This window comes from Demetria terragena DSM 11295 (assembly GCF_000376825.1).
GTDB lineage: Bacteria > Actinomycetota > Actinomycetes > Actinomycetales > Dermatophilaceae > Demetria > Demetria terragena.
This window is the reverse complement of record NZ_AQXW01000001.1, coordinates 26458-47642: the sequence shown is the minus strand read 5'-3', so window position 1 is coordinate 47642 and position 21185 is coordinate 26458. Positions and strand designations below refer to the sequence as shown.

Here is a 21185-nt window from a genome sequence, read left to right as displayed (position 1 = left end):
TGACAGCAGACGAGTAGAGGGAATCGCAAGCAATGGCAATCTTTTTGGATGCTGACAGCAAGATCATCGTGCAGGGCATGACCGGAGGTATGGGCACCAAGCACACCGCGCTCATGCTCGAGGCCGGCTCCAACATCGTCGGCGGAGTCAACGCGCGCAAGGCCGGCACCACGGCAGAGATCGGTGGCCAGGAACTGCCCGTCTTCGGCTCCGTGGCCGAGGCCATGGAAAAGACGGGCGCCAACGTGTCAGTGGCCTTCGTGCCGCCGCCGTTCGCTAAGGATGCCGCGGTCGAGGCGATCGACGCCGAGATTCCGCTCCTGGTGGTCATCACCGAGGGCATCCCGGTCAAGGACTCGGCCGAGTTCTACAACTACTCGGTCGGCAAGAAGACGCGGATCATCGGTCCCAACTGTCCCGGCATCATCACGCCCGAAGAGTCGCTGGCCGGCATTACGCCGCACACGATCGCGGGCAAGGGGCCGATCGGTCTGGTTTCCAAGTCGGGCACGCTGACCTATCAGATGATGTATGAGTTGCGGGATCTTGGCTTCACTACCGCCATCGGTATCGGTGGGGACCCCGTCATCGGCACGACGCACATCGACGCCCTTGAGGCGTTCGAGGCCGACCCGGCGACCAAGGCCATCGTCATGATCGGCGAGATCGGCGGCGACGCCGAAGAGCGTGCGGCGGCGTACATCAAGGACAACGTCACCAAGCCGGTCGTCGGGTACGTCGCGGGCTTCACCGCACCCGAAGGCAAAACGATGGGCCACGCAGGCGCGATCGTCTCCGGCTCCTCTGGCACGGCGCAGGCCAAGAAAGAAGCCTTGGAGGCGGCGGGTGTCAAGGTTGGCAAGACGCCGACTGAGACCGCCCAGCTCATGCGGGAGATCATGCAGAGCTCCTGACCCCTGAGGTCGACTTCGACAGCATCCCCCGGCGTGCCTGCCGGGGGATGCTGTCGTTCCGGGCGACGATGGGCGCATCATGAGTCTGCTCGAACGCACCCGCCAGATCGTGCCCACGAGAGCGCTTGACCCGGCGGGGCCGTGGCGGCGGCTGAGCGTCGCGTTCGGTTTCGGTGCGGTCGGGGCCCTGGCGCTCGCGCTCATGTTGGTTCTCCCGGCGATGGCAGCCTGGGTGACCGATCCGCAGAGCCCGGACTCATGGTTTGAGGCACTCACCCTCGCCCCGGTGGTGTGGGTGATGGCGCACCGTGGTTCCACCGGTGTGCCCGGCGAGGAGGTCGCCGTCACCTTCCCGCTTTTAGGGCTGACCATCGCGGCCGTGCTCTGTGCTCGCAGCGCGGCCCGGGCGGCGCTCGTGCAGACCGAGGGGCAGAGTCACGATCACGACGAGGCGGCGTGGTGGCACCTCCCGGCGGTATATGTCGGGGGCTACACCCTGACCGGTGTCGCGCTTGCCCTGGTCGCCTGGCTCGGTCCCGCCCGGCCTAACCCGATCTACGTCATTCCGGGAGCGCTGCTGGTGGCCTCGGTGGGACTTGTCTTAGGTGTCCTCAAGGCGCGCAAGGATGGCATCGATCCTTCGCTCGACACGATGGTTGAGCGGGTGATCGAGCCCATTCCCGTGGTCATCAGGCGCGCGTGGCAGCCGGCGCTTCGGGGCGCGGGCATTCTGCTGGGCCTGGGAGCGCTCCTGGTGTTGGCCGCGGTTGTCTTGTCGTGGTCCCGGATCAGCGAGATTTCGCAGGAGCTCGGGACTGGCCTGACCGGTGGCATCGTCCTCGCACTCGGCCAACTCTTCGCACTGCCCAATGCGGCCGCTTGGGGAGGGGCCTGGCTGTCTGGCGCTGCCTTCCAAATCGGCCCGGTGAGTGTTGGGCACGCCGCGATGTCGCCGGGCATCCTGCCTATGGTGCCCGCGCTCGGAGCCTTGCCCGAAGCCGGCGCCGGCCCAGCATGGGCGCCGTTTACCCCGCTCATCCCGGTCGCGGTGGGGCTGGCAGTCGGGTGGTGGGCATCGGGTGCGCTGACGGCGCTGGCCTCCTTCACCATGAAGATCCAGACTGCTGCCACGGCAGGCGGAATCGCCGCGCTGCTTGTGCTGCTCGTTGCCTTCCTCGGCAGTATGGGCGTCTCCGGCGGCTCGATGTCCTACGTTGGCCCCAGTTGGGTGACGATCCTGCTGCTCCCGATCGAAGTCGCGCTCGGTGCCGTCGCCAGCGCGTCGGCCCTGCACTACTGGCGCACGCTGCGCTGACGGTAGCCTCTGCCGCGTGCCGTCCACTCCTGATCCCGTCGACATCGTCGTCCTGGTCTCTGGGTCGGGGACCCTGCTGCAGGCGCTGATCGATGCGACAGCCGATCCGGCGTACGGCGTGCGCATCGCGGCCGTCGGTGCTGACCGTGGCCGCATCGAGGGGTTGGCTCGGGCCGAGCGTGCAGGCATCCCGACCTTTGTTGAGCGAGTGCGCGACTATCCCGGCCGCTCGGAGTGGGACGCCGCCCTGGCGGCCCGGGTGCGAGCCGAGGCACCTGCTCTCGTCGTGACCGCCGGATTCATGAAGATCGTCGGACCAGACATGCTGACCGTGGCCCCGATCCTCAACACCCACCCCGCACTGCTGCCGAGCTTCCCCGGGGCGCATGGCGTTCACGATGCGCTGGCCTACGGCGTCAAGGTCACCGGATCCACCATCCACCTGGTCGACGACGGCGTAGACAGTGGCCCGATTCTGGACCAGCGGATCGTCGAGGTGCGCGACGATGACACCGAGGGTTCGCTGCACGAGCGAATCAAGGTGCACGAGCGGGCGATGCTTGTCGACTACGTCGGCCGTATGGCGCGCGAGGGTTTTCGGATTGACGGGCGCCGGGTGCGGGTAGGGGACGGACCCCCGCCTAGGTCATGAACACCGTTCACTTATGAGATAGACTCCCTGAGCCGGTGCCGAGAGAGCGCATGGCTGGCACGACAGGGGAGGGCTCGGCGTGAGATATGACGCTGCGAACAAGGAACTGCGCGTGGGGTATGCGCCCGGGGTTTATGACCTGTTCCATATTGGTCATCTGAATATTCTGCAGCGCGCTCGTGAGCGCTGCGACTATCTCATCGCTGGTGTGGTGAGCGACGGGATGTCCCTGCGCGCCAAGCGCAAGGTCCCGGTTATCCCGTTAGCCGAGCGACTCGAGATCGTCAAACACATTCGGTTTGTCGATGAGGCGATTGTCGAAGATGTGCCGAGCAAGCTCGATGTCTGGCGGGAGCACCCGTTCGACGTCATCTTCAAGGGAGATGACTGGCGAGGAACACCCAAGGGACAGCGACTTGAACGTGACTTTGCAGCAGTAGGCGTCGAGGTCTTCTATCTGCCCTACACCGTTCAAACCTCCAGCACGCTGCTACGGCAGACGCTCGATCAGCGGGTCTCGTAACGGCAGGTTTCGGTCGCTCGCTTAGCGCAGTTCGCCCCAGAACCATTTTTCACGGGCTCTCAACTGGCGCTCTGCTCGCATGCGGGCCAGCGGAGGCAGCACCGCGATAGCCGTGCGAAATGCCTCCGCGAACGAGGTCATGTTGCGGGCTTTCTCTGCGCTGCTTAGGTCTGCCACTGACAAGGTGGTGATCCGCATTGCGCGCTGACCCAGTATGTGTTCAGCCAGCGCGGCATACGCCTGGTTGGTGCGCTCGTCGCGCCAAGAGCGCTGCCGCCAGTCGCGTGCCGCGGTGATCTGTGCAGCGTGCGTGCGGTAGTCGACACCGGGTCGCGCCAGACGTTTCAGGCGAACACCGTTGGCACACAGTCGTAACCACAAGTCAAGATCTTCGCTAGGGACGTCCCGGTACCCGCCGGCGGCACTCAGTACGGACCGGGTAGCCAGCATGGTTGGATGTGCGACCGGATTAGTAAGCAGCAGGTGAAAGGGAAACTCAAGAGCGGAGACGGGCAATGGGCGCGGGGGATGCGGGCGTGTGTTGCCATCCCACGACCGCACCGTGGTGAAAATGACCTCGGCGTCTCCAATTGCGCCGAGTTGGGCCTTGAATCGCGTGGGAAGACAACGGTCGTCGGCGTCCATCCGGGCAACGAATAGGCTGTCGGTGCTTTGCAGCAGCGACTGGAGAGCCAGGGCCGGCCCGCGGTTCTCGCCCCGGACGACCCTCAACCGGGGGTCGCGAATCTGCTCGAGAACCGATGCCGTGTTGTCGGCGCTGCCATCGTCGAGAACCACCAACTCTGAGTCCTGTGGCAGCGCCCTCAAGGTGCTGGTTGCAGCGGTTTGCACGGTTGCCTCGGCGTTGAAGGCGGGCATCAGAACAGAGATCCGCGGCATACTCAGATTCCCCGGCCACGCCGATTGAGTTCCACCAGAATGCGATCGGCTGAGACAAGACGCAGGCTAACCATCAACGCGAGGTATGCCCGCGGTTGTCGAGGGTTGTGGCCAAGGGCCCGGCGAGCCCAGCGCCGAGCGTCGTCGCGGGCGCCTACCGCGGCATAGGCAAATGCGATCTGGCCTTCGATGCGCGCCTGGCCCTGGGCCGACCGTTTGAACTCCGGGTGCTTTTCCAGAAGGTAGGTCAACGCGTCGGCAATGCGCAGCCACTTCTCGCTGAAGTAAGACGGGCGGTCCCAGTGGACCACAGTCAGCGCGTCGGGCACGGTCGCAACCTGGCCGAGCCGTGCGGCGCGCAGCATGAGGTCGTAGTCCTCTGCGAACGAGCCAGGCAGCTCTTCATCGACGAGCCCAAGGTCTCCCCTTAGCGAGTCAGCTCGTAGCAGGAACGATGAGGACGGCACGGAGAACTCGCGGGAAATCAACAGGTCATCGAGCGAAATCCGTTCTGGGGCAAGGCGCTCCCGCTCGCCGCCCGCAGAAGCGATCGTTGAGCCAGTGGCGGCAAGCACCACGTCTGGCATATCAAGCAGGGGAAGCTGGCGGACGAGTTTAGTCGGCAGCCACTCATCGTCGTCGTCACAGAAGGCGACTAAGGGCGCGGTCGCGGCAAGTGCGCCAGTGTTGCGGGCTCCCGCTAGTCCCTGGCGGCGCGTGTTCTTGATCGCAAGCACGGTGTGCGGGCCGCGTTCGAGGTCGGCCAGGTCGTCGGTGGGTCGCCCGTCGTAGACGACGACGATCTCGAGCGGACCGGGCAGGTCGGTCTGCGCCAGCACCGAGCGCACGGTGCGCCGCACAAGCTCTGGCCGGTCGCGCGTCGGGATCACAACGGTGGCTACGTAGGTCACGGGATTCCTTGAGGGGCAGCGGTTTTCGTACGTATTGTCTTGATTCGATCGGGTGGTGCTTCTGGTACGCCGGTGCGGGGAAGCACGACCGCCGCGGCGATCAGAGCGACGGTCAGAGGAGTGGGGAGCAGCCCGTAGAAGAACGCTTCGACCAGAAGGGCGACCTGGACGGCGTTGATGGCCAGGCCAGCGGCTCCATGTATCTGCCACCTCCAGGTCCCGACGATGAGCAGCACCAATCCGGCAAGGAACACCGCAAGCGCAAGATAACCGTGAGAGAACAGCACCATCCATACCTGACCCTGGGTGCCGACGGAGGGCGCACCTTCGCTGTACGAGGGTCTCGGTGCGCCATAGCCGAATAGCGGGGACTGGAGGGTGCGGGTGATGGCCTCGGCATAAAGGTTGGCCCGGTCCTCGGTGCTCGAACTCGTGGCTAGTCGTTGGGAGAGGCGGTCAGCGGCCCCGAGTAGCCACCCCACCAAGATGCCCACACCAGCGCCGGCACCAAGGGTGAGTACGGCGCGCGCACGTCCGGCAGCGGCCAGCCGCAGCGCCACCCAGAGAGCAGCGACAGTGAGACCAACGAACATGCCTCGGTTGAGCGTAAGGACCGCAGGAATTGCCGAGAGCGGAATGAGCACAAGCAGGCCAATCCACTTGCGGTTGTGCGGAATGCGCATGGCATAGGCAATGACCAACGGCAGTAGGAGGGAGTAGGCGCTACCCCATCCGTTCGTGTAGAGAAAGGGCGCGGACGGCCGCGGACCGGAGTCAACCCAGCTCCCCGGATTCCATTGCGTGGTGCGGCGCATGACCATCTCTTGTACCAACTCATTGGCCTGGATCGAGGCCGGAAGTACGAGGCCCAGTGGGGTGCGGAACGACAGCAACGGAGCCAGGAGCCCAAGGAACCCTCCCGCGACCACCCAGAGCCAAAACGTTGTCAGGACTCCTAGCAGCCAAGTGACTCCGATCTCACGTCTGGCGTTGTAGACGTAGACGAAAGCTGTTGCTATAGCGAAGTACTGCAATGCACGAAAGGTGAAGCCGACGAGCCGTCCCGGCGCATCGATGCCGATGACTGAGACGGTCATGAGCGCGAGGAACAGGAGTAGCACTCCACTTCCGCGTGGCAGGCGTACCTGCCCGCGTCGAACCAGGAGCATCGCCATCGCACCGGCGATCGGGATCCACGCCATCTCGGCCAGCCCGAGTACCCACCACAGCCCAAACGGGACAAACATGGCGGCAATCGGCCAGCGGGGTAGCGCGGTGGGCATTGCTCGTCACTGCTTCGCGGAGCGGGGTCCGTGGGTCAAAACGACTCCCACCACTGGAGTGTCGAGCGAGCGAGAGCGATCACGGATGGTCGCCACGACATCTCGGCTGGTCGCGCCAAGCCTTGCCATGATCAGGACCGCATCAGCACGACGGATGACTTCGAGCTGAGTCGATGCTGGGTCGGCAACTGAGCAGGTGTCTAGGACGATCGAGCTGCTGGTGCTCTCGTCCAGTGCGCTGATCACTGAGTGCTCGACCATGGGGTCGTACTCCGTCGAAGCGTCGATCATGGCCACCGCCTCGGCCTTTGGGGCGAGAGCGTGGAACAGCCGCTCTCGGACGACCGCGCCGGCATCGGAGATGTCACCTCGCTGGCGTGGGAAAACTGCCAGGACGGGAAGGTTCAGGTCTTCGGACACGTCTTCGGCGGACCGAATGACCCGGTCGAAGCGTCGCCGTGCGAAGACGGCGAGGAGGCCAAGAATGAAGCCGGCTCCGAGTCCGCTAGCCAGAACGACCGGGGTTCGTGGTGAGGAGGTCAGCGCCGTCTCGTCAGCGGATGCGAGCACCTCCCCGCCTGCAGTGTCGATGGCCAGCAGGTCGTGCCGGTCGCTGTAGAGATCGCCCAAACCGGTCTCGGCGCGAGTCTTGGCTGAGAGCGCTTCCGCATGAGCTGGGCCGCCCTCGTCGGTGTCGACGAGAGTCGCCTCAGCTCGGGAAAGATCTCTGCCAAGCGCCTTGATCCGTCGATCGAGGGTGCCTGCAATTTTGCGAATCTTCACTTCGGCGGTGGTCTTTCGATGCGCGATGTAAGCCTTTGCCACCGTGTCGGCCCCGACCCGCGAACGGCTGGCTGAGTCGGATGTGTAGGTCACGGTTGCGACGACGCCTTCCGAGCTCACCTCAATGCTGCTGGCCTGTCGTACCTGCTCCGACGTCGTTTCAGGCAGCGCTTTTGCTGCCTCCCTGGCTACCGCAGAAGAGTTCGCCGTGGCCTTTTCGCGGGCGGGGTCGAGGATCTTTGATGGAGCATGGTCTGGGTCGAAAGGCACACTGGTAATCACCGATGGCGAGACCCGCGCCGTTGCCGTCACCTGACGCGGTGCCAGGAAGAGGTACGCAGCGGCCGCGAGCAATCCCAGCACCGTGCAGAGCGCGATCAGACGCCAACCCCGCGCCACCACGCGGGTGTAATGCCGTAGCGGTAGCGAGGTCGTGTCAGAGGCGTCGAACTCCATCAGGCCCCGCCTTCGTTGCGTGCGTTGCCTGCATCTCCGTGAGCCAAGGCAGTCACCTGCTGCAGGCGCACGTACTTGCGTCGCATCGAGATCATCGAGTGCGCGCCATTGAGCGCGAACAGGACGAGGTAGGCCACTGTGAAGGCTGGCGTCACACCCCAGAGCGCGAAGCACCAGCACACCATGCCCATATCGTTCGGCAGCAGCACAAAGGACTTGGTGAGTCCCGAGGACTCTTGCTCCTGAGGTCGGGTGACCTTGCCCCCTGTCCTTGCTGGCTCGCGGCCGACGAGCTGCTCAGCCAGGATCTGGCTCATGAACTGGCCGCTGCTGAGCAGCGCGTAGCCCATTGCGCCAGCCATCAGTACCAGGTTGTCGCTGTAATGGACGAAGGTCGCTACGGCACACGCCAGATGGATCGCCGGGGTGCGAAAGGCATCGACCACGTGATCGAGCCACTCGCCCGTCGGGCCGGCGCGACCTGTCAGCCGGGCTACCTGCCCATCGGCAGAGTCAAGGACGTAACCCAGCGCGAGGAGTGCGGCCACGAGCAGCCCTGTGCCGACAGCCGGTGGCAGCACGATGAGGAATATCAGGGCGACCAGCGATACCGCGCCGCTGATCACGGTCACCCCGTTCGGCCCGAGACCGATCACTGCAGCACCCGCGGCCACGCCTCGGGCCAGGCGCCGGTTGACCCAACGGGTGTAGGCGGGAACGCCCACGCCGCTCTTTTGCGCGCGGTTCAGATTGTGCAGGTGGTCAGAAAACCGTGGTGCAGCGGCTGACTTCTGCTGACGTTCAGGTGGCGCTGTCTGGGTCAAGGAGTGGCCTCAGTTGTCGTTGATGTTGTGGGGGCCGGAGGCTCCGATGCGGTAGGCGTCGGAGTCCCTGTGGGAGTGGGCGTGGCGGTCGAGGTTGGTGTCGGCGTTGGCGTCGGTGGTGTCGGTGTCGCAGCGACCTGGAACGCCGCAGTGCTCGCGGATCGATTGCCGACACCATCGACGGACCGAACAAAGTAGCGAGCGCCGTCAGGTCCGGATGGCACCGTGACAGACGTCCCTGAGACCGACGCAATCGGCCGATCGTCTCGAAGAACCTCGTAGTGGGTGACAGCACGATTGTCGGTCGCGGCCAGCCAACTGAGTTTGACGCCGTCGGGCACCGTGCGTGCCTCAGGCGCAGAGGGAACGGTGGGTGGCGTGGGGTCAGCCGCTGCGTGGCGTACAAAACCACCCGACCACTGCCGGGTGCCGTCCCTGCGCGTCGAGTAGGTGTGGTCTCCTCCCTGCCACAGAGCGCCAGTGGAGTCGACAAAGAGGGCCCAGGCGCCTGCTCCACGAGCGGTGTTGAGCTTGGGATTGAACGCCGGAATCCGTTTGCCATCGGCGGCGCTCCACGCCCCAGAGGCATAGATCGCGTCCGCTGCGTGCCAGTCCGGACCAGGCGCGACCTTGAAGCCGCGATAAGTGGTCGCGCCGGAGAAGGTGACGCTGAAGCAGTGACAGCCGGCGTAGACCGCAGTGCCGTCCGTCGCAAGCGCTTGGAAGTCACCACCCTGAAGGGCGATGTCGGACGAAGCCAAACCGAGTCCCTCGCGGTGGTAGCTCATCAGTTGATGCTGGGAGCCACCTAGCCAGACCCGGTCGCCAACCTCGAGAACAGCCTGCTGGTAGTTCTGCTCAGGCAGCGCGAATTTGGGGGTCCACGGCACGATCTCTTCGGAGTCGGTGCGCAGAGCGAGAGCTTTGTCGGCGGCACGTCCGCGCGACTGGGTGAAGAAGCCCGCGAAATACACCCGATCCCCACGCGCGGAAGCGTCGATGCTCATCACCGTGGCGTTGAGTTCGGGGTTCCACGGCGAGGGACTGCCGGTCGCGATGTCGAATCGCGAGGCGCCTTTGGTGTAGGTCTTGCGGCCATCGCCGACCGAGTGCGTAAAGGCTCCCGCGGCGTAGAGCCAGCCGTCTTGGACATCGAGTGATCGGACAGAGGGAACGCCTCCACTAATGGCGTTGAGTAGGCGCCCAGAGAATGTCTCGTCGATCTGCCCGGTTGTTGCGTCCAGAACGACCAACCCGTCGCGGGGTTGACCGTTCACCTCGGTGAAGAAGCCGCCCACGGCGATCCGTCCGCCCGGAAGGGCAATGACGTCCTTGACCTGATTGTTGAACGTCGGGCGGAACGTGGAGACCCAGTCGCCGGACTCGCGATCGAAGCCAGCCAGATACGCCTGAGGTTGCTGATCCGTTCCCGACCGGGAGCGTTGCACGTGAGTGAAGTTGCCCCCGACGAACACGGTTTTTCCGGACTCGGCAAACCCGGAAACCTCGTTACTTCCTTCCTTCTCCAACGGCCCTGCGCCAAGGCCGCTGACGCCCCATCGCTGAGGCTCGGCGTACGTGCTCGCGGCGACAGGAGCAGCGCTTGCTGGTGTTCCCGTGTCGGGAATCTCGGAGAAAATGTCGGCTGAGGTGAGCTTTGGTCGGATAAACACCTGAGTAAACGGGCGCGGGTAGCGGCCAGAGGCAACCGTCGACCTGACGTAGCTGTCCTCGGATGAGGTGGCCTTGGACAGGTTGCCGTAGGCGAACCCTTTCTCCCAGCCCAGCTTCGCGTTGGTCAAGGTATGCACTGCAAAGGTGTAACCATTAAGACCGAAGTGACCCGTGGTACCTCCGGACCCTTTGTACGTGTCGAAGGAGAAGTCGCCGACGGGCTGCGCGTTTCCGAAATCCCACGACCACCGGTCCCGCGGCGACGATATGGAGAAGCGTGCCTCTTGCCACGTCGTTCCGGCTGAGTTGGTCGCACGCCTGAGTCGGATGCCGTCGGTCAGGTCACCGATCGGTTGGTCGTTATTGAGCCCATCAATCGCCTCGCCCGAAAGCTGCTTCGGGACAAAAGCTCCGGGACCGGTGACCGGCGATCGCACGTCAGCGGACGTCCCGGCTCCGGTGATCGATTCTGACCAGCCCTCGCGTCCGCGTCCGACCAAGACCCATCCGCCGGCGTCGGTGGTCTGATCGCAGTAAAACTGCTCGGGAGCGCCCAGAGCAGGCGTCACCAACCAGTAGTCCCCACTTGGCGCCCCCGGCGTGTTGTGCGCAATCTCCCAGCACGATGCTGCTGCAGTCGCCGGAGATTGTCCGTCGGGAACTGCGGCTGTATTGGCGGTCGATGCCGCCGTGCCGATCACCAATGAGACAGGAAGTATGACCATTGCGGCCAGGATTGCAGCCAACGCGCTAGTCGGTCGCCCGGACTGAGATGCCATGAATCTCCTTCAGTTGCAGTCAAGTTGGGTGGACTGATTGGCGGGAACCAACCGGGTCCGGTCAACAGGTTGGGTCGTTAGGGAAGCGGTGTGCGGTGATGCGCCAAGACTTGTCTGAGCGCTGAGTGAGGTCGTAGATGTGCTGCGCCCGAGGCACGCTGGACGCCGGGAGCCTTTTCCCGTTGGCGTCGATCACGCGTACCTCAGACTGGTCCAAACAGGCCGTGACCGTTGCTTTTCCATTGCTGCGTGGGGTCACTTTCACCGACACCACTTCAACCCCACCTTGCTCGGTCCAGCCGTTGGTCTGCAGCTCGCTACGTCGGGCTTTGAGCTCGGCCAGAAAGTCTCCGGTCGCAACGGGGTCGAAGACCTTTTGCAGGCTGCGGTCACTAGGGACTGGGGCGACCGACTGTCCGACCACTGTGCTGACAAGAGTCGTGGCCCTGCCGCGGTCAATCGGACCGGGCTTGGTCTTGGGTAGCGCCGCAGTCGGCGCGGCTTGTGATGAGCGCGCCGATCGACGGCTCGCTGAGGTGGGCGCATCGGAGCCTTTGGCGCGGGCCCGCGCGGACGTGGGGGACGCGGTGGGAGCGATAGCACTGGGTGTGGAGTCCACCCCGGCTGAGGTTGCGCTGGGTTGCTCAGACGGCGCCTTAGAGCGATCAGCCTTTTCCTCTGACGTCGAGCAGGACGTCAGCACGGCCAGACCTAGAAGGGTTGAGGTGAAAGTCTTGAAGGCGGAACTCATGTGGCAGCTCCCGCTGTCGGTCGACGGATAATGCTGGTTAAGGCGGCGATCTGGAAGGCTTGGGCATCACGCCTGATCCAGACGATGAATGCCGCCGCGCCGACGGCGAGTGCGACAGCGAGCGAGGTCCAGGTGGCGCCGAGAAGCACCCGGCACAGGAGCGCTGGAAGCCCGACCGTGATCAGCCCCGCGGTCAACGGCCGAAACGCTGCTGCTGACCAGACGGACTGGTGAAGCGTTGAGCGCACCTGAGTGCCCGCGAGTGCCGCGTCCAGCATCGTGGCAGCTGACCACGCGATCGCGGCGCCAACGATTCCCCACCGAGGCACGAGGATGGCGACCAAGCCTAGGTTTACGGCGACCGCTATGGCCTTGTTTGTCGCGGCGAGGCCGCTGCGGCCACTCATCACGAGGAGTGAATGGACATTGCCGGCAAGGAAGGTGACGATCGCCCCGATGCACAGGATCGTGACCACCGAGGCGCCCGAAGCAAATTCGGGGCCAACGAGTGACAGTGGCAACGGTGCGAAGCACGCGAGCAGCAGATGAATCGGCGTTCCAAACAGCACCAGCCACGTGGTTGCGGTCCGGAATATGTCCGCTAGACCGGCCGTGTCCTTGCGGTGCACCGCACGACTGAACCAGGGCGACACGACCGTACGAATGGCGGTATCGACCACTGTACCGGCCATGACGAGTCGACTGGCAGCGCCGTAGACGCCCGCCGCGGCGGGGCCGGCAATAAGTCCGACGAGCACGACATCGAGCCACAACAGCATCTGCTCCAGGACCGCCGAGACAACTCGCAGAAGTCCGAAGCGCATGACGCGGCCAGGCAGTTCGCGGGGGCACTGCCGAGGAACCGACCCGAGCTCAAAGGCCAACTGCCGATGAACTGCGCCAAGGGCCAGCAGCAGCGCGGGAACCAGCATGACCGCCCATGCCGCAGCGACGCCGGTCGTTGATAGACCAGCTCCGGCTGCGATGAGGACGGCCAATACTCGTGAGGTGGGCAGCACGACGTTGCCAATGAGCGCGTACGTTCGCAACCCGCCAAGAGCGCGACTCACCGCGAGCGCCACCAACGCGGTCGCGGCGATGGGCAGCGCCCACGCGACCGAGCGAATGGACTGGTTCAACGACGATTGGTCGGTCGGAATGAGTCCTGCCGTCAGGTAGAGCACCGCTGCGCTCGCGAGACCTGCGGCGGCGGCACCGAGCAGAAGCAATCGTACGGCGGCACGGACCTGTTCGGGGGAGTCCTCACGCAGCCGGGGGAGCAGCCACAGAGCCGTCGAGTCCATGCCGAAGCGGCCCACCGCGAGGGCGACCGTGAAGACGGCAATGGCCTGCAGGACGACTCCCGCTCCGGTGTCGCCCAGCATGTTGCCCAGCACGATGACCAGCAAGAGCCCCATCACCGATCCGGTGATCGAGCCCGCGAGACCTATGGCGCCACCACGTGCCAGGTCTGAGGGAGTGGGCTTCTCGGTCCGGGCTGACGACGGGGGAGCGCCTGGCTGGGAGACGCCGGCGGTCAACGCTGGCCCCACGTGGATGCAGTGGTCGTCCACCGTTGTTTCAACACGGTGGCAATGAACGCTGGATTGCCGACGACGTAGCGACGTCCGAGTCGGCGGGGCTCGAGCCCAAGCCGCCAGAGCCATTCCAGCCCGGCGGCGATCATCCAGTGGGGCGCTCGTGGATTGGACTGACTCAGCCAGTCGAATAGTCCACCGCAGGTCAAGACCAGTGATGGGAGGTCGGCGCGGTGGCGGGTAATCCATTGCTGCTGCAGGGGATCGCCCAGACCGACGAACAAGATCGCCGTCTGATGGTCGGCGATCTGGTAGAGCACCTGGTCCATGTCGTCGGGATATCCATCACACGCGCGAATCTGGAGTCCGGGAATCTGCTCTCGCAGTCGACTGGCGGCGCGATCGGCTACACCGGGAGCGCTGCCGAAGAAGAACACTCGAAGGTCGGCGGCGGCGGCTTCGCGCAGCAACGGCTCGGCAAGATCGGTCGTGGCGACTCGCTCAGTGACTTGACCGCCGAGGAAGCGACCCGCCCATACCACCGACTGGCCGTCCGCATAGTTCAGCGAGGTACCCAGAAACTCCCGGAGCGAGGCGTCCCGTTGCCCGAGGTTGATCACGTGTGCGTTGACCCCGACTGCGACGTCCGTGCCAGGCGCATGCACCAGCCCGACCAGGTGTTGTGCCAGAGAGTCCACCGTGCCATCGAGTAGGGCGACCCCCGCGACTTGGACGCCCGGGGTGACGTGCGCTGTAGCTGCAGTCGACATGTGCATCGTTAGTAGGCCCCGTGTCCGCGGACCACAGCACGGACGGTGCGCCACAAAATCTGTAGGTCGAACATCACCGACCAGTTGTCGACGTACCGCAAGTCGAGACGTAGCGACTCATCCCACGACAGGTCGCTTCGACCGCTGACCTGCCACAGGCCGGTGAGGCCAGGACGAACCCGCAATCGGCGCACGGCATCGGGCTCATAGGTGGCCACCTCAGATGGGAGTGGGGGACGGGGGCCGACGAGCGACATGTCACCAGTGAGGACATTCCACAACTGCGGGAGTTCATCCAACGAATAGCGGCGCAGGATCCGGCCAATACGAGTCACCCGAGGGTCGTGTCGATGCTTGAAGAGCGGGCCACTTCCATCGTTCTTTGCGCGCTGAAGGTCTGCCAAGCGAGCCTCGGCATCGGTAGACATCGACCGGAATTTGACCATCGAAAATGGTTCGCCGCGTGCACCAATTCGCTTCTGGCGAAACAAGATTGGGCCCTTGCTATCGACCTTGACGCAGAGAGCAACGATGATGAATAGGGGAAGCAAGATGAGTCCCAGCGCGAACGCGACGATGCGGTCAAAGATGACTTTGCCCACGAGGGCGCCGCCACTGGAGGCGGGGCTTTCGACGTGCAAGAGCGCCAGGCTGGCCGACGGCCGAATCGACAGCCTGGGGCCAGCGACCTCGGTGATTCCTGGGGCGACCATGAGTTCAACGCCGCGTTCTTCCAGGGCCCACGACAACCGGCGGAGGGCGGTGGAGTCCAGCCCGGACGGGTGAGCAACGACCACGACGTCAGCCTGGGCTGCGTCAATCGTCGGCAGCGGTGAGTGGAGCAACCCGCCGAACGGCAAACCGGGGAGAGGGTCTGCGGTCGGCGTGCAGCTACCGACGGCGAGGAAGCCGCGGGTCGATTCTCGCCGGAACTCCGTGACAAGTTCTGAGACTGACTCTTGGCAACCCAGCACTACGGTGCGCTGCATGGCCCGGCCATGCTGGCTCCGGGCGCGGTGCAGCGACTGCCGCAAGAGATAGCGAAGCACCAAAGACAACGTGACGGCGACCGGCAGGCCGATCAGCACGAGCAGGGTTCCCCAGCGGGGGAGGTGCCCGAGGAAGGGTGCTCCGACAACCGCACCCGCGGCGAGCAGCCGGACGGCCGCCTGCGGCATGGTGCCGTACTCGCTCGGTCCGTCGCCCAGGTGGCGTTGGTCATAGGCGCGCGAGAGTGCAAGGCTGGCAATCCACACGACGGGCGCCAGAAGCAGGAGCAGATTTGACCCAGCAGGCACCGGTGAGGGCATGCCAAGCGCCACGCTTGCCACATGCGCAGCACAGACGGCGGCCATGGCCGCCAGAGCATCGAGGACGACAGCAGCGCGGCGATATCGCGGAATCCACTGCGGTGCGGGGCGCGGTGCGCTCTGGGGGATCGCAGCGTCGGCGTCGAGGCCTTCGTGTGTGGAATCCCCTGGACGCCGTAGACCCATGTGCTGCATCGATGCCCCTCCCTGGTCTAGATTGACGGGAGGCACGTCTGCACGCCTGGTCAACGGATGCCGACAGATGTCGGCGCATTCATGGGCTCCCTGAAACGAAACGCCCCAAGTCCCCGCGGCGCTACGTGTGAAGAACACTGTTCCTAAAAGTGGACACTGTTGTCAAGTGGCATGGCCGCGGTCGCGACCTCGGATGGGCCGCCACGGACCGTCCTCGGTAGACTCACGGTCATCACGACTGGCGTAGATGGGCCAACCATCGGGGAGTGACTGAAGGCTGCGCATCGCCCGCCTGGGTGCGCTCACGGTGTCAACAGGACAAGGAACGCCATGACCCCCGACCGTCGACCGTTGCGCCGCGCGCTGATCAGTGTCTATGACAAGTCCGGCCTTGATGACCTCGCCCGCGGGCTCCACGCTGTGGGGATCGAGCTCGTCTCCACGGGCGGTTCCTCTGCCCTCATCGAAAGTCTCGGGATTCCCGTCACCAAGGTCGAAGATCTGACGGGCTTCCCGGAATGCCTCGAGGGCCGCGTGAAGACCTTGCACCCGATGGTGCACGCCGGAATTCTGGCCGATTCCCGCAAGGCTGAGCACGTGCAGCAGCTCGACCAACTCGGTGTCGAGCCGTTCGACCTGGTGGTGAGCAATCTGTACCCGTTCACCCAGACCGTTGCCTCTGGGGCGTCACCGGATGAGTGTGTGGAGCAGATCGATATTGGCGGCCCGTCGATGGTGCGCGCGGCAGCGAAGAACCACCCGACAGTGGCTATCGTCACCTCTCCCGATCGCTACCCAGACATCGAAAACGCTGTGGCCGCAGGGGGATTCACCCTCGCCGAGCGTCAGCAGTTGGCGGCGGAAGCGTTTGAACACACCGCGAGCTATGACGTTGCCGTCGCGTCGTGGATGCAGCGATTCGCCGGCGAGGGTGCCTCAGAGCGCGACCTACCCGGCTGGTTTGGTCAGACCTGGACCAAGGAGCGGGGGCTGCGCTATGGCGAGAACCCGCACCAGCAGGCGGCGTTGTATGCAGATCCGGCCGCGCGGGACGGCAGTAGCCTCGCGCACGCCGAGCAACTGCACGGCAAGGACATGTCTTTCAACAACTACGTCGATGCCGATGCCGCGATGCGGGCGGCGTACGACCATGGTGATCAGCCGACCGTCGCCGTGATCAAACACGCGAACCCCTGTGGCATTGCAGTGGGTTCGGATGTTGCCGATGCTCACGCCAAGGCCCATGCGTGTGATCCGGTGTCGGCTTACGGTGGCGTGATCGCCACCAACACCACGGTCAGTGCCGCCATGGCCGAAACGGTCAAAGACATCTTCACCGAGGTCGTCGTGGCCCCCGACTACGAGCCGGAGGCCGTGGAAATCCTCCAGCGTAAGAAGGCGATTCGCCTGCTGAGGACCGATGGTCGGCCAGGCGAGGTGGACATCCGCATGATCAGCGGTGGTGCCTTGTTGCAGGAGTTCGACCGACTCGACGCTCAGGTGACCGACGAGTCCGGTGCGGTCGTCGGCGGTGACACCGTCGCCGACTGGCGCTTGGTGGCCGGGACGGCGGCATCCGAGTCGACATTGCACGATCTGGCCTTCGCCTGGCGGGCGATCCGGGCGGTGAAGTCCAACGCCATCCTGCTCGCGCGTGATGGTGCCTCGGTGGGGATCGGCATGGGCCAGGTCAACCGAGTGGACTCCTGCCACCTAGCGGTACAGCGAGCCGGAGCCGATCGAGCTCGCGGCAGCGTCGCAGCCTCCGATGCGTTCTTCCCGTTCGCCGATGGGCTTCAGGTTCTGCTGGACGCCGGAGTGCGAGCCGTGGTCGCACCAGGTGGCTCCAAACGTGACGCCGAGACAATCGAGGCGGCGGAACAGGCGGGCGTCACGATGTATTTCACGGGCGCACGCCACTTCGCGCACTGATGGAATCCGGTTCGCGCACCCGCACCCTGTCCTTGCTCGGCGCCTTTGCCTGCGGCGCACTGCTGGCGCTGCAGTCACGGATCAACGGCACGTTGAGCGAGCAAAGCGGTCGGCCCATCATGGCTGCGCTGTGGTCGTTTGGCTCAGGTCTGGTGATCCTGACAGTGCTGTTGTTCCTGATGCCGCGGGTACGCGCCTCCGTGCGCGACATCCCGACGGCCGTACGCGACGGTCGTCTCCGTTGGTTCCAGTGCCTCGGTGGGCTCATTGGTGGGCTTTTTGTCGCCGCGCAGACGTTTGCCGTACCGCTGGTCGGCGTCGCCATCTTTAGTGTGGCGACGCTCGCCGGGCAAACCGCCTCGGGACTGGGTGTCGACCGGCTCGGCTGGGGTTCAGGCGGCAAACATGCCGTGACCCGATCGAGAATCGGCTTCGCTCTCTTGGGCCTTCTCGGAGTCGCGGTGTCGGCAACCGGTCGTGGCGGCGCGGCCGCGATCGCGGTAGCGCCGATCGTGCTGGCAGTCCTGATCGGTGGGGCGGTCGCCGTGCAGCAGAGCATCAACTCGCAGGTCAACCACGTGGTTGGTCAACCGCTCGCAACGACCTGGCAGAACTTCTTCTTCGGGATGGTGATCCTGGTCGTCGTCGCCCTCGTGACCTTGGTGACCCAATCCGGCTCGTGGGCGTTCCCGTCCGGCGCGCCGTGGTGGTCCTGGCTGGGCGCCCTGTGCGGGATCACGTTTATCGCGATCATGTCATGGGCGGTGCACGAGGTCGGTGTGCTGACCTTTGGGTTGGTCTCCGTGGCGGGTCAGCTGCTGAGTGCTCTGGGACTGGACCTTCTGACACCGAGCGTTCGCTCGTCGATCGAGCCAGCGCTGTTCATCGGGGTGGGGATCAGCCTTCTCGCCGCACTCGGGGCGGGCCTGATGAGCGCCAGGCGGCCGTCGGTGGCAGCCGCTCGTCCAGAGGTTTAGATCAACCACTTCGCATAGCAGCGTGACTCGGGGTAGTCCCGGTAGTGGCCATAGGGCTGGATCGGGATGTAGCCGAGCGTGTCGTACAACGCCATCGCCTCGGGTTGTGCGGTGCCAGTCTCCAGGATGATGCGAGAGAACGAACGACCCCGGGCGTACTCCTCCAGAGCCACCATCAGATGCCGAGCGAAGCCGTGCCGTCGGCGCTGCTGGCGGATATAGATGCGCTTGATCTCTGCATCGGCTCCGTGCGTACGGATTCCGCCGCACCCAATCACGCCTTGCGCATCCTGAAGAAGGAGAAATGTGCCCGACGGATAAGCGAATTCGTCGGATGTCACCGGAGAGGGGCCCGCGTCGTTTGCGCCATAGCGTTGGCGTTCCTCAGCGTTCAACTCCGACACCAGTTGCTGGACGACCGGGTCGAGATAGGAGACCGGGCGAACGGTCCAAGGCGGTGAACTCACCATGGCAGGATAAGGCCCTATGGTTGCGACTCTGCTTGACGGCAAAGCCACGTTGGCTGCGATCAAGGACGAACTGCGAGAGCGCGTCGCCGCGCTCGCGACGCGCGGCGTGGTCCCTGGCCTCGGCACCGTGTTGGTTGGTGATGACCCGGGCAGTGCCTGGTACGTCGGCGCCAAACACAAAGACTGTGCTGCCATTGGCATCAATTCAATCCGACGCGATCTACCGGCGGGCGCGAGCCAGGCCGAGGTCGAGGCAGTGATCGACGAACTCAACGCCGACCCGGCCTGCACCGGATTCCTGGTGCAACAGCCCACCGGTCTGGATGAGTTCGCCCTCCTGTCGCGCGTTGACCCGGCCAAAGATGTCGATGGCTTGCACCCGACCAACTTGGGCAAACTGGTGCTCGGCGAAGACGGCCCACTGCCATGCACGCCGATCGGTGCAATCGAGCTGTTGCGTCGCTATGACGTGCCTCTCAACGGGGCCGAAGTGGTGGTCGTCGGACGGGGGTTGACGGTGGGTCGCCCACTCGGCCTCCTCCTCACGCGCCGTAGCGAAAACGCCACGACGACCCTGTGTCATACCGGCACCCGTGACCTGGCAGAGCACACGCGGGCGGCCGACATCGTCATCGCTGCGGCAGGCGTCCCCGGTCTGATCACCGCCGACATGATCAAACCTGGCGCAGCAGTCCTGGACGTCGGCGTCTCCCGAGTCGACGGCAAGGTGGCTGGTGATGTGGCGACTGAGGTCGCCGAGGTCGCGGGGTTCATGTCGCCGAATCCGGGTGGAGTCGGTCCGCTGACGCGCGCCATGCTGTTGACCAATGTCGTACGCGCCGCTGAACAGGCCGCGGACTGATCGATGGCACCTGAACGGTTGGGCCCAGTTTGGGCGGCGTTGGCCGTTGCGGTGGTCGTCTCGGTCACCGTCATGGCGGTGGGCGGCGTACGCGCCGGTGGCTTCCTGCTGGGCGGGGCCTTGCTGCTCGCCAGCGCCGGTCGCGGCCTCCTGCCTGCCGACAACGTCATGGCACTGTCGGTCCGAGGTCGGTGGTTCGACGTGGCGTTGTATGCCGTGTTCGGGCTCGCCGTCCTCATCATCGTGGGCACCGTCAAGCTCGCCTGAACACCCCAACTGCGACGTGTGCCCCTTAACCGGGAAATTTCCCGGTTAAGGGGCACACGTCGCAGTTAAGGCTGGTGGATCAGATGAGGCCGAGGTCCTTCACCGTGTCGCGCTCGCTGACCAGCTCGGCGACGGAGGCGTCGATCTTGGCGCGGGAGAAGTCGTCAATCTCCAAATCCTGAACGATGGACCACTGACCGTCCTTCACCGTGACGGGGAAGGAGGAGATGATTCCCTCGGGGACGCCGTACGAGCCGTCCGAGACGACCGACATCGATACCCAGTCACCCTCGGGTGTGCCCAGCTGCCAGTCGCGGGCGTGGTCGATGGTGGCCGATGCCGCAGACGCCGCCGAACTGGCTCCGCGAGCTTCGATGATGGCCGCGCCGCGCTTGGCGACGGTGGGGATGTAGGTGTTCTCGATCCAGTCCTGGTCGCCCACCGCGTCGGCAGCGACCTGACCCTTCACCTGCGCGTGGAACAGGTCGGGGTACTGCGTCGCGGAGTGGTTGCCCCAGATGGTCATGTGCTTGATGTCGCCGACCGTCGCGTCGACCTTGGCCGCGAGCTGGGCGATGGCCCGGTTGTGATCCAGGCGAGTCAGCGCGGTGAAGCGCTCGCGGGGGATGTCGGGGGCGTTGTTCATCGCGATGAGGGCGTTGGTGTTGGCCGGGTTTCCGGTCACCGTCACCTTGATGTCGTCGGCTGCGACCTCGTTCAGGGCCTTGCCCTGCGGGCCGAAGATGCCGCCGTTGTCCTTGAGTAGGTCGCCGCGCTCCATGCCCGGGCCGCGTGGCTTCGCACCGACGAGCAGTGCGTGGTTGACGCCGTCGAACACGGTCTTAGCGTCGTCGCCGATCTGGACACCAGCGAGCAGCGGGAAGGCGCTGTCATCCAGCTCCATGACCACGCCCTCGAGGGCCTTCAGGGCTGGCGTGACCTCCAGCAGGCGCAACTCGACCGGCTGGTCCGGCCCGAAGAGCGATCCGCTCGCGATACGGAACAGCAGGCTGTATCCGATGTTGCCGGCTGCGCCGGTGACGGCGACCTTGATGGGTGTGGTGCTCACGTTCTCTCCCAAGTGATGTGGGCGGCTCCA

At 64.9% G+C, this 21185-nt stretch carries 20 protein-coding genes and 1 riboswitch; of the genes, 8 read left to right on the top strand and 12 right to left on the bottom strand.

From position 1 onward, the window contains the following. Positions 1-32: 32 nt before the first annotated feature. The 4 genes from sucD (at position 33) to F562_RS0100200 (ending at position 3404) form a co-directional block, all read left to right on the top strand. Positions 33-914 carry a succinate--CoA ligase subunit alpha gene (gene sucD / locus F562_RS0100215; RefSeq protein WP_018154896.1) on the top strand — a complete coding sequence of 294 codons (882 nt, stop codon included), beginning with the start codon at positions 33-35 and terminating at the stop codon, positions 912-914. Between the two features lie 79 nt (positions 915-993). Further along, positions 994-2229, top strand: coding sequence for a cell division protein PerM (locus F562_RS0100210; RefSeq protein WP_018154895.1), 1236 nt, complete (start codon positions 994-996; stop codon positions 2227-2229). A 16-nt stretch (positions 2230-2245) separates the two neighbouring features. Next, complete coding sequence (gene purN / locus F562_RS0100205; RefSeq protein ID WP_018154894.1) at positions 2246-2881, top strand: phosphoribosylglycinamide formyltransferase; 636 nt, start codon at positions 2246-2248, stop codon at positions 2879-2881. 79 nt (positions 2882-2960) lie between these two features. Beyond that, entirely contained in the window at positions 2961-3404 is a 444-nt protein-coding gene (locus F562_RS0100200) for an FAD synthase family protein (protein ID WP_018154893.1), read from the top strand. Positions 3405-3425: 21 nt separating this feature from the next. On the opposite strand, the gene F562_RS0100195 is transcribed toward F562_RS0100200, so the two are convergent. The 10 genes from F562_RS0100195 to F562_RS0100150 all read right to left on the bottom strand — a co-directional run bounded on the left by F562_RS0100195 (position 3426) and on the right by F562_RS0100150 (position 15578). Then, the gene (locus F562_RS0100195; RefSeq protein ID WP_018154892.1) at positions 3426-4304 is read right to left on the bottom strand and encodes a glycosyltransferase family 2 protein; all 879 of its coding nucleotides are present in this window, start codon (positions 4302-4304) and stop codon (positions 3426-3428) included. 2 nt (positions 4305-4306) lie between these two features. Next, positions 4307-5215, bottom strand: a complete 909-nt coding sequence (locus tag F562_RS0100190; RefSeq protein ID WP_018154891.1) for a glycosyltransferase family 2 protein — start codon at positions 5213-5215, stop codon at positions 4307-4309. Next, a complete protein-coding gene (locus F562_RS21105) occupies positions 5212-6498 on the bottom strand; it encodes an O-antigen ligase family protein (RefSeq protein ID WP_018154890.1) in 1287 nt (428 codons plus the stop codon). The genes F562_RS0100190 and F562_RS21105 overlap by 4 nt, the downstream gene beginning before the upstream one ends. A gap of 6 nt (positions 6499-6504) precedes the next feature. Continuing rightward, complete coding sequence (locus F562_RS0100180; protein ID WP_018154889.1) at positions 6505-7737, bottom strand: Wzz/FepE/Etk N-terminal domain-containing protein; 1233 nt, start codon at positions 7735-7737, stop codon at positions 6505-6507. Then, on the bottom strand, positions 7737-8561 hold the full coding sequence (locus F562_RS17490) for a CDP-alcohol phosphatidyltransferase family protein (protein WP_018154888.1): 825 nt from the start codon (positions 8559-8561) through the stop codon (positions 7737-7739). Before F562_RS17490 ends, F562_RS0100180 begins: the two co-directional genes overlap by 1 nt. Further along, a complete protein-coding gene (locus tag F562_RS17485; protein WP_018154887.1) occupies positions 8558-11014 on the bottom strand; it encodes a fibrinogen-like YCDxxxxGGGW domain-containing protein in 2457 nt (818 codons plus the stop codon). Before F562_RS17485 ends, F562_RS17490 begins: the two co-directional genes overlap by 4 nt. Before the next feature lie 61 nt (positions 11015-11075). Further along, complete coding sequence (locus F562_RS0100165; protein ID WP_018154886.1) at positions 11076-11765, bottom strand: IMS domain-containing protein; 690 nt, start codon at positions 11763-11765, stop codon at positions 11076-11078. Continuing rightward, positions 11762-13339 (bottom strand): flippase, encoded by a 1578-nt coding sequence (locus F562_RS0100160; RefSeq protein ID WP_018154885.1) that lies wholly within the window; start codon positions 13337-13339, stop codon positions 11762-11764. Before F562_RS0100160 ends, F562_RS0100165 begins: the two co-directional genes overlap by 4 nt. After that, positions 13303-14073 carry a WecB/TagA/CpsF family glycosyltransferase gene (locus tag F562_RS0100155; RefSeq protein ID WP_018154884.1) on the bottom strand — a complete coding sequence of 257 codons (771 nt, stop codon included), beginning with the start codon at positions 14071-14073 and terminating at the stop codon, positions 13303-13305. The genes F562_RS0100160 and F562_RS0100155 overlap by 37 nt, the downstream gene beginning before the upstream one ends. Before the next feature lie 8 nt (positions 14074-14081). Beyond that, positions 14082-15578, bottom strand: a complete 1497-nt coding sequence (locus tag F562_RS0100150; RefSeq protein ID WP_018154883.1) for a sugar transferase — start codon at positions 15576-15578, stop codon at positions 14082-14084. 224 nt (positions 15579-15802) lie between these two features. Beyond that, positions 15803-15883: riboswitch (ZMP/ZTP riboswitch) on the top strand. A gap of 25 nt (positions 15884-15908) precedes the next feature. Between F562_RS0100150 and purH the strand changes: the two genes are divergently transcribed. Continuing rightward, positions 15909-17510 (top strand): bifunctional phosphoribosylaminoimidazolecarboxamide formyltransferase/IMP cyclohydrolase, encoded by a 1602-nt coding sequence (gene purH / locus F562_RS0100145; protein ID WP_018154882.1) that lies wholly within the window; start codon positions 15909-15911, stop codon positions 17508-17510. After that, the gene (locus F562_RS0100140; RefSeq protein ID WP_018154881.1) at positions 17510-18487 is read left to right on the top strand and encodes a DMT family transporter; all 978 of its coding nucleotides are present in this window, start codon (positions 17510-17512) and stop codon (positions 18485-18487) included. The genes purH and F562_RS0100140 overlap by 1 nt, the downstream gene beginning before the upstream one ends. On the opposite strand, the gene F562_RS0100135 is transcribed toward F562_RS0100140, so the two are convergent. Then, positions 18484-18954 carry a GNAT family N-acetyltransferase gene (locus F562_RS0100135; protein WP_169333348.1) on the bottom strand — a complete coding sequence of 157 codons (471 nt, stop codon included), beginning with the start codon at positions 18952-18954 and terminating at the stop codon, positions 18484-18486. The two genes, F562_RS0100140 and F562_RS0100135, sit on opposite strands and share 4 nt — an antisense overlap. A gap of 19 nt (positions 18955-18973) precedes the next feature. Between F562_RS0100135 and F562_RS0100130 the strand changes: the two genes are divergently transcribed. Continuing rightward, positions 18974-19819: a bifunctional methylenetetrahydrofolate dehydrogenase/methenyltetrahydrofolate cyclohydrolase gene (locus F562_RS0100130; RefSeq protein ID WP_018154879.1), complete on the top strand. Its 846-nt coding sequence runs from the start codon at positions 18974-18976 to the stop codon at positions 19817-19819. Between the two features lie 3 nt (positions 19820-19822). Continuing rightward, complete coding sequence (locus F562_RS0100125) at positions 19823-20086, top strand: DUF3017 domain-containing protein (RefSeq protein ID WP_018154878.1); 264 nt, start codon at positions 19823-19825, stop codon at positions 20084-20086. 79 nt (positions 20087-20165) lie between these two features. Here the strand turns inward: F562_RS0100125 and F562_RS0100120 are convergent, their stop codons facing one another. Next, positions 20166-21155, bottom strand: coding sequence for a malate dehydrogenase (locus tag F562_RS0100120; protein WP_018154877.1), 990 nt, complete (start codon positions 21153-21155; stop codon positions 20166-20168). Positions 21156-21185 lie beyond the last annotated feature (30 nt).

Coding starts and splice junctions, on each gene's coding strand:
- F562_RS0100130 (WP_018154879.1), top strand. CDS start 18,974: ATGGTTGCGACTCTGCTTGACGGCAAAGCCACGTTGGCTGCGATCAAG.
- purH (WP_018154882.1), top strand. CDS start 15,909: ATGACCCCCGACCGTCGACCGTTGCGCCGCGCGCTGATCAGTGTCTAT.
- sucD (WP_018154896.1), top strand. CDS start 33: ATGGCAATCTTTTTGGATGCTGACAGCAAGATCATCGTGCAGGGCATG.
- F562_RS17485 (WP_018154887.1), bottom strand. CDS start 11,014: ATGGCATCTCAGTCCGGGCGACCGACTAGCGCGTTGGCTGCAATCCTG.
- F562_RS0100195 (WP_018154892.1), bottom strand. CDS start 4,304: ATGCCGCGGATCTCTGTTCTGATGCCCGCCTTCAACGCCGAGGCAACC.
- F562_RS0100125 (WP_018154878.1), top strand. CDS start 19,823: ATGGCACCTGAACGGTTGGGCCCAGTTTGGGCGGCGTTGGCCGTTGCG.
- F562_RS0100150 (WP_018154883.1), bottom strand. CDS start 15,578: ATGCAGCACATGGGTCTACGGCGTCCAGGGGATTCCACACACGAAGGC.
- F562_RS0100155 (WP_018154884.1), bottom strand. CDS start 14,073: ATGTCGACTGCAGCTACAGCGCACGTCACCCCGGGCGTCCAAGTCGCG.
- F562_RS0100180 (WP_018154889.1), bottom strand. CDS start 7,737: ATGGAGTTCGACGCCTCTGACACGACCTCGCTACCGCTACGGCATTAC.
- F562_RS0100140 (WP_018154881.1), top strand. CDS start 17,510: ATGGAATCCGGTTCGCGCACCCGCACCCTGTCCTTGCTCGGCGCCTTT.
- F562_RS0100210 (WP_018154895.1), top strand. CDS start 994: ATGAGTCTGCTCGAACGCACCCGCCAGATCGTGCCCACGAGAGCGCTT.
- F562_RS0100165 (WP_018154886.1), bottom strand. CDS start 11,765: ATGAGTTCCGCCTTCAAGACTTTCACCTCAACCCTTCTAGGTCTGGCC.
- F562_RS21105 (WP_018154890.1), bottom strand. CDS start 6,498: ATGCCCACCGCGCTACCCCGCTGGCCGATTGCCGCCATGTTTGTCCCG.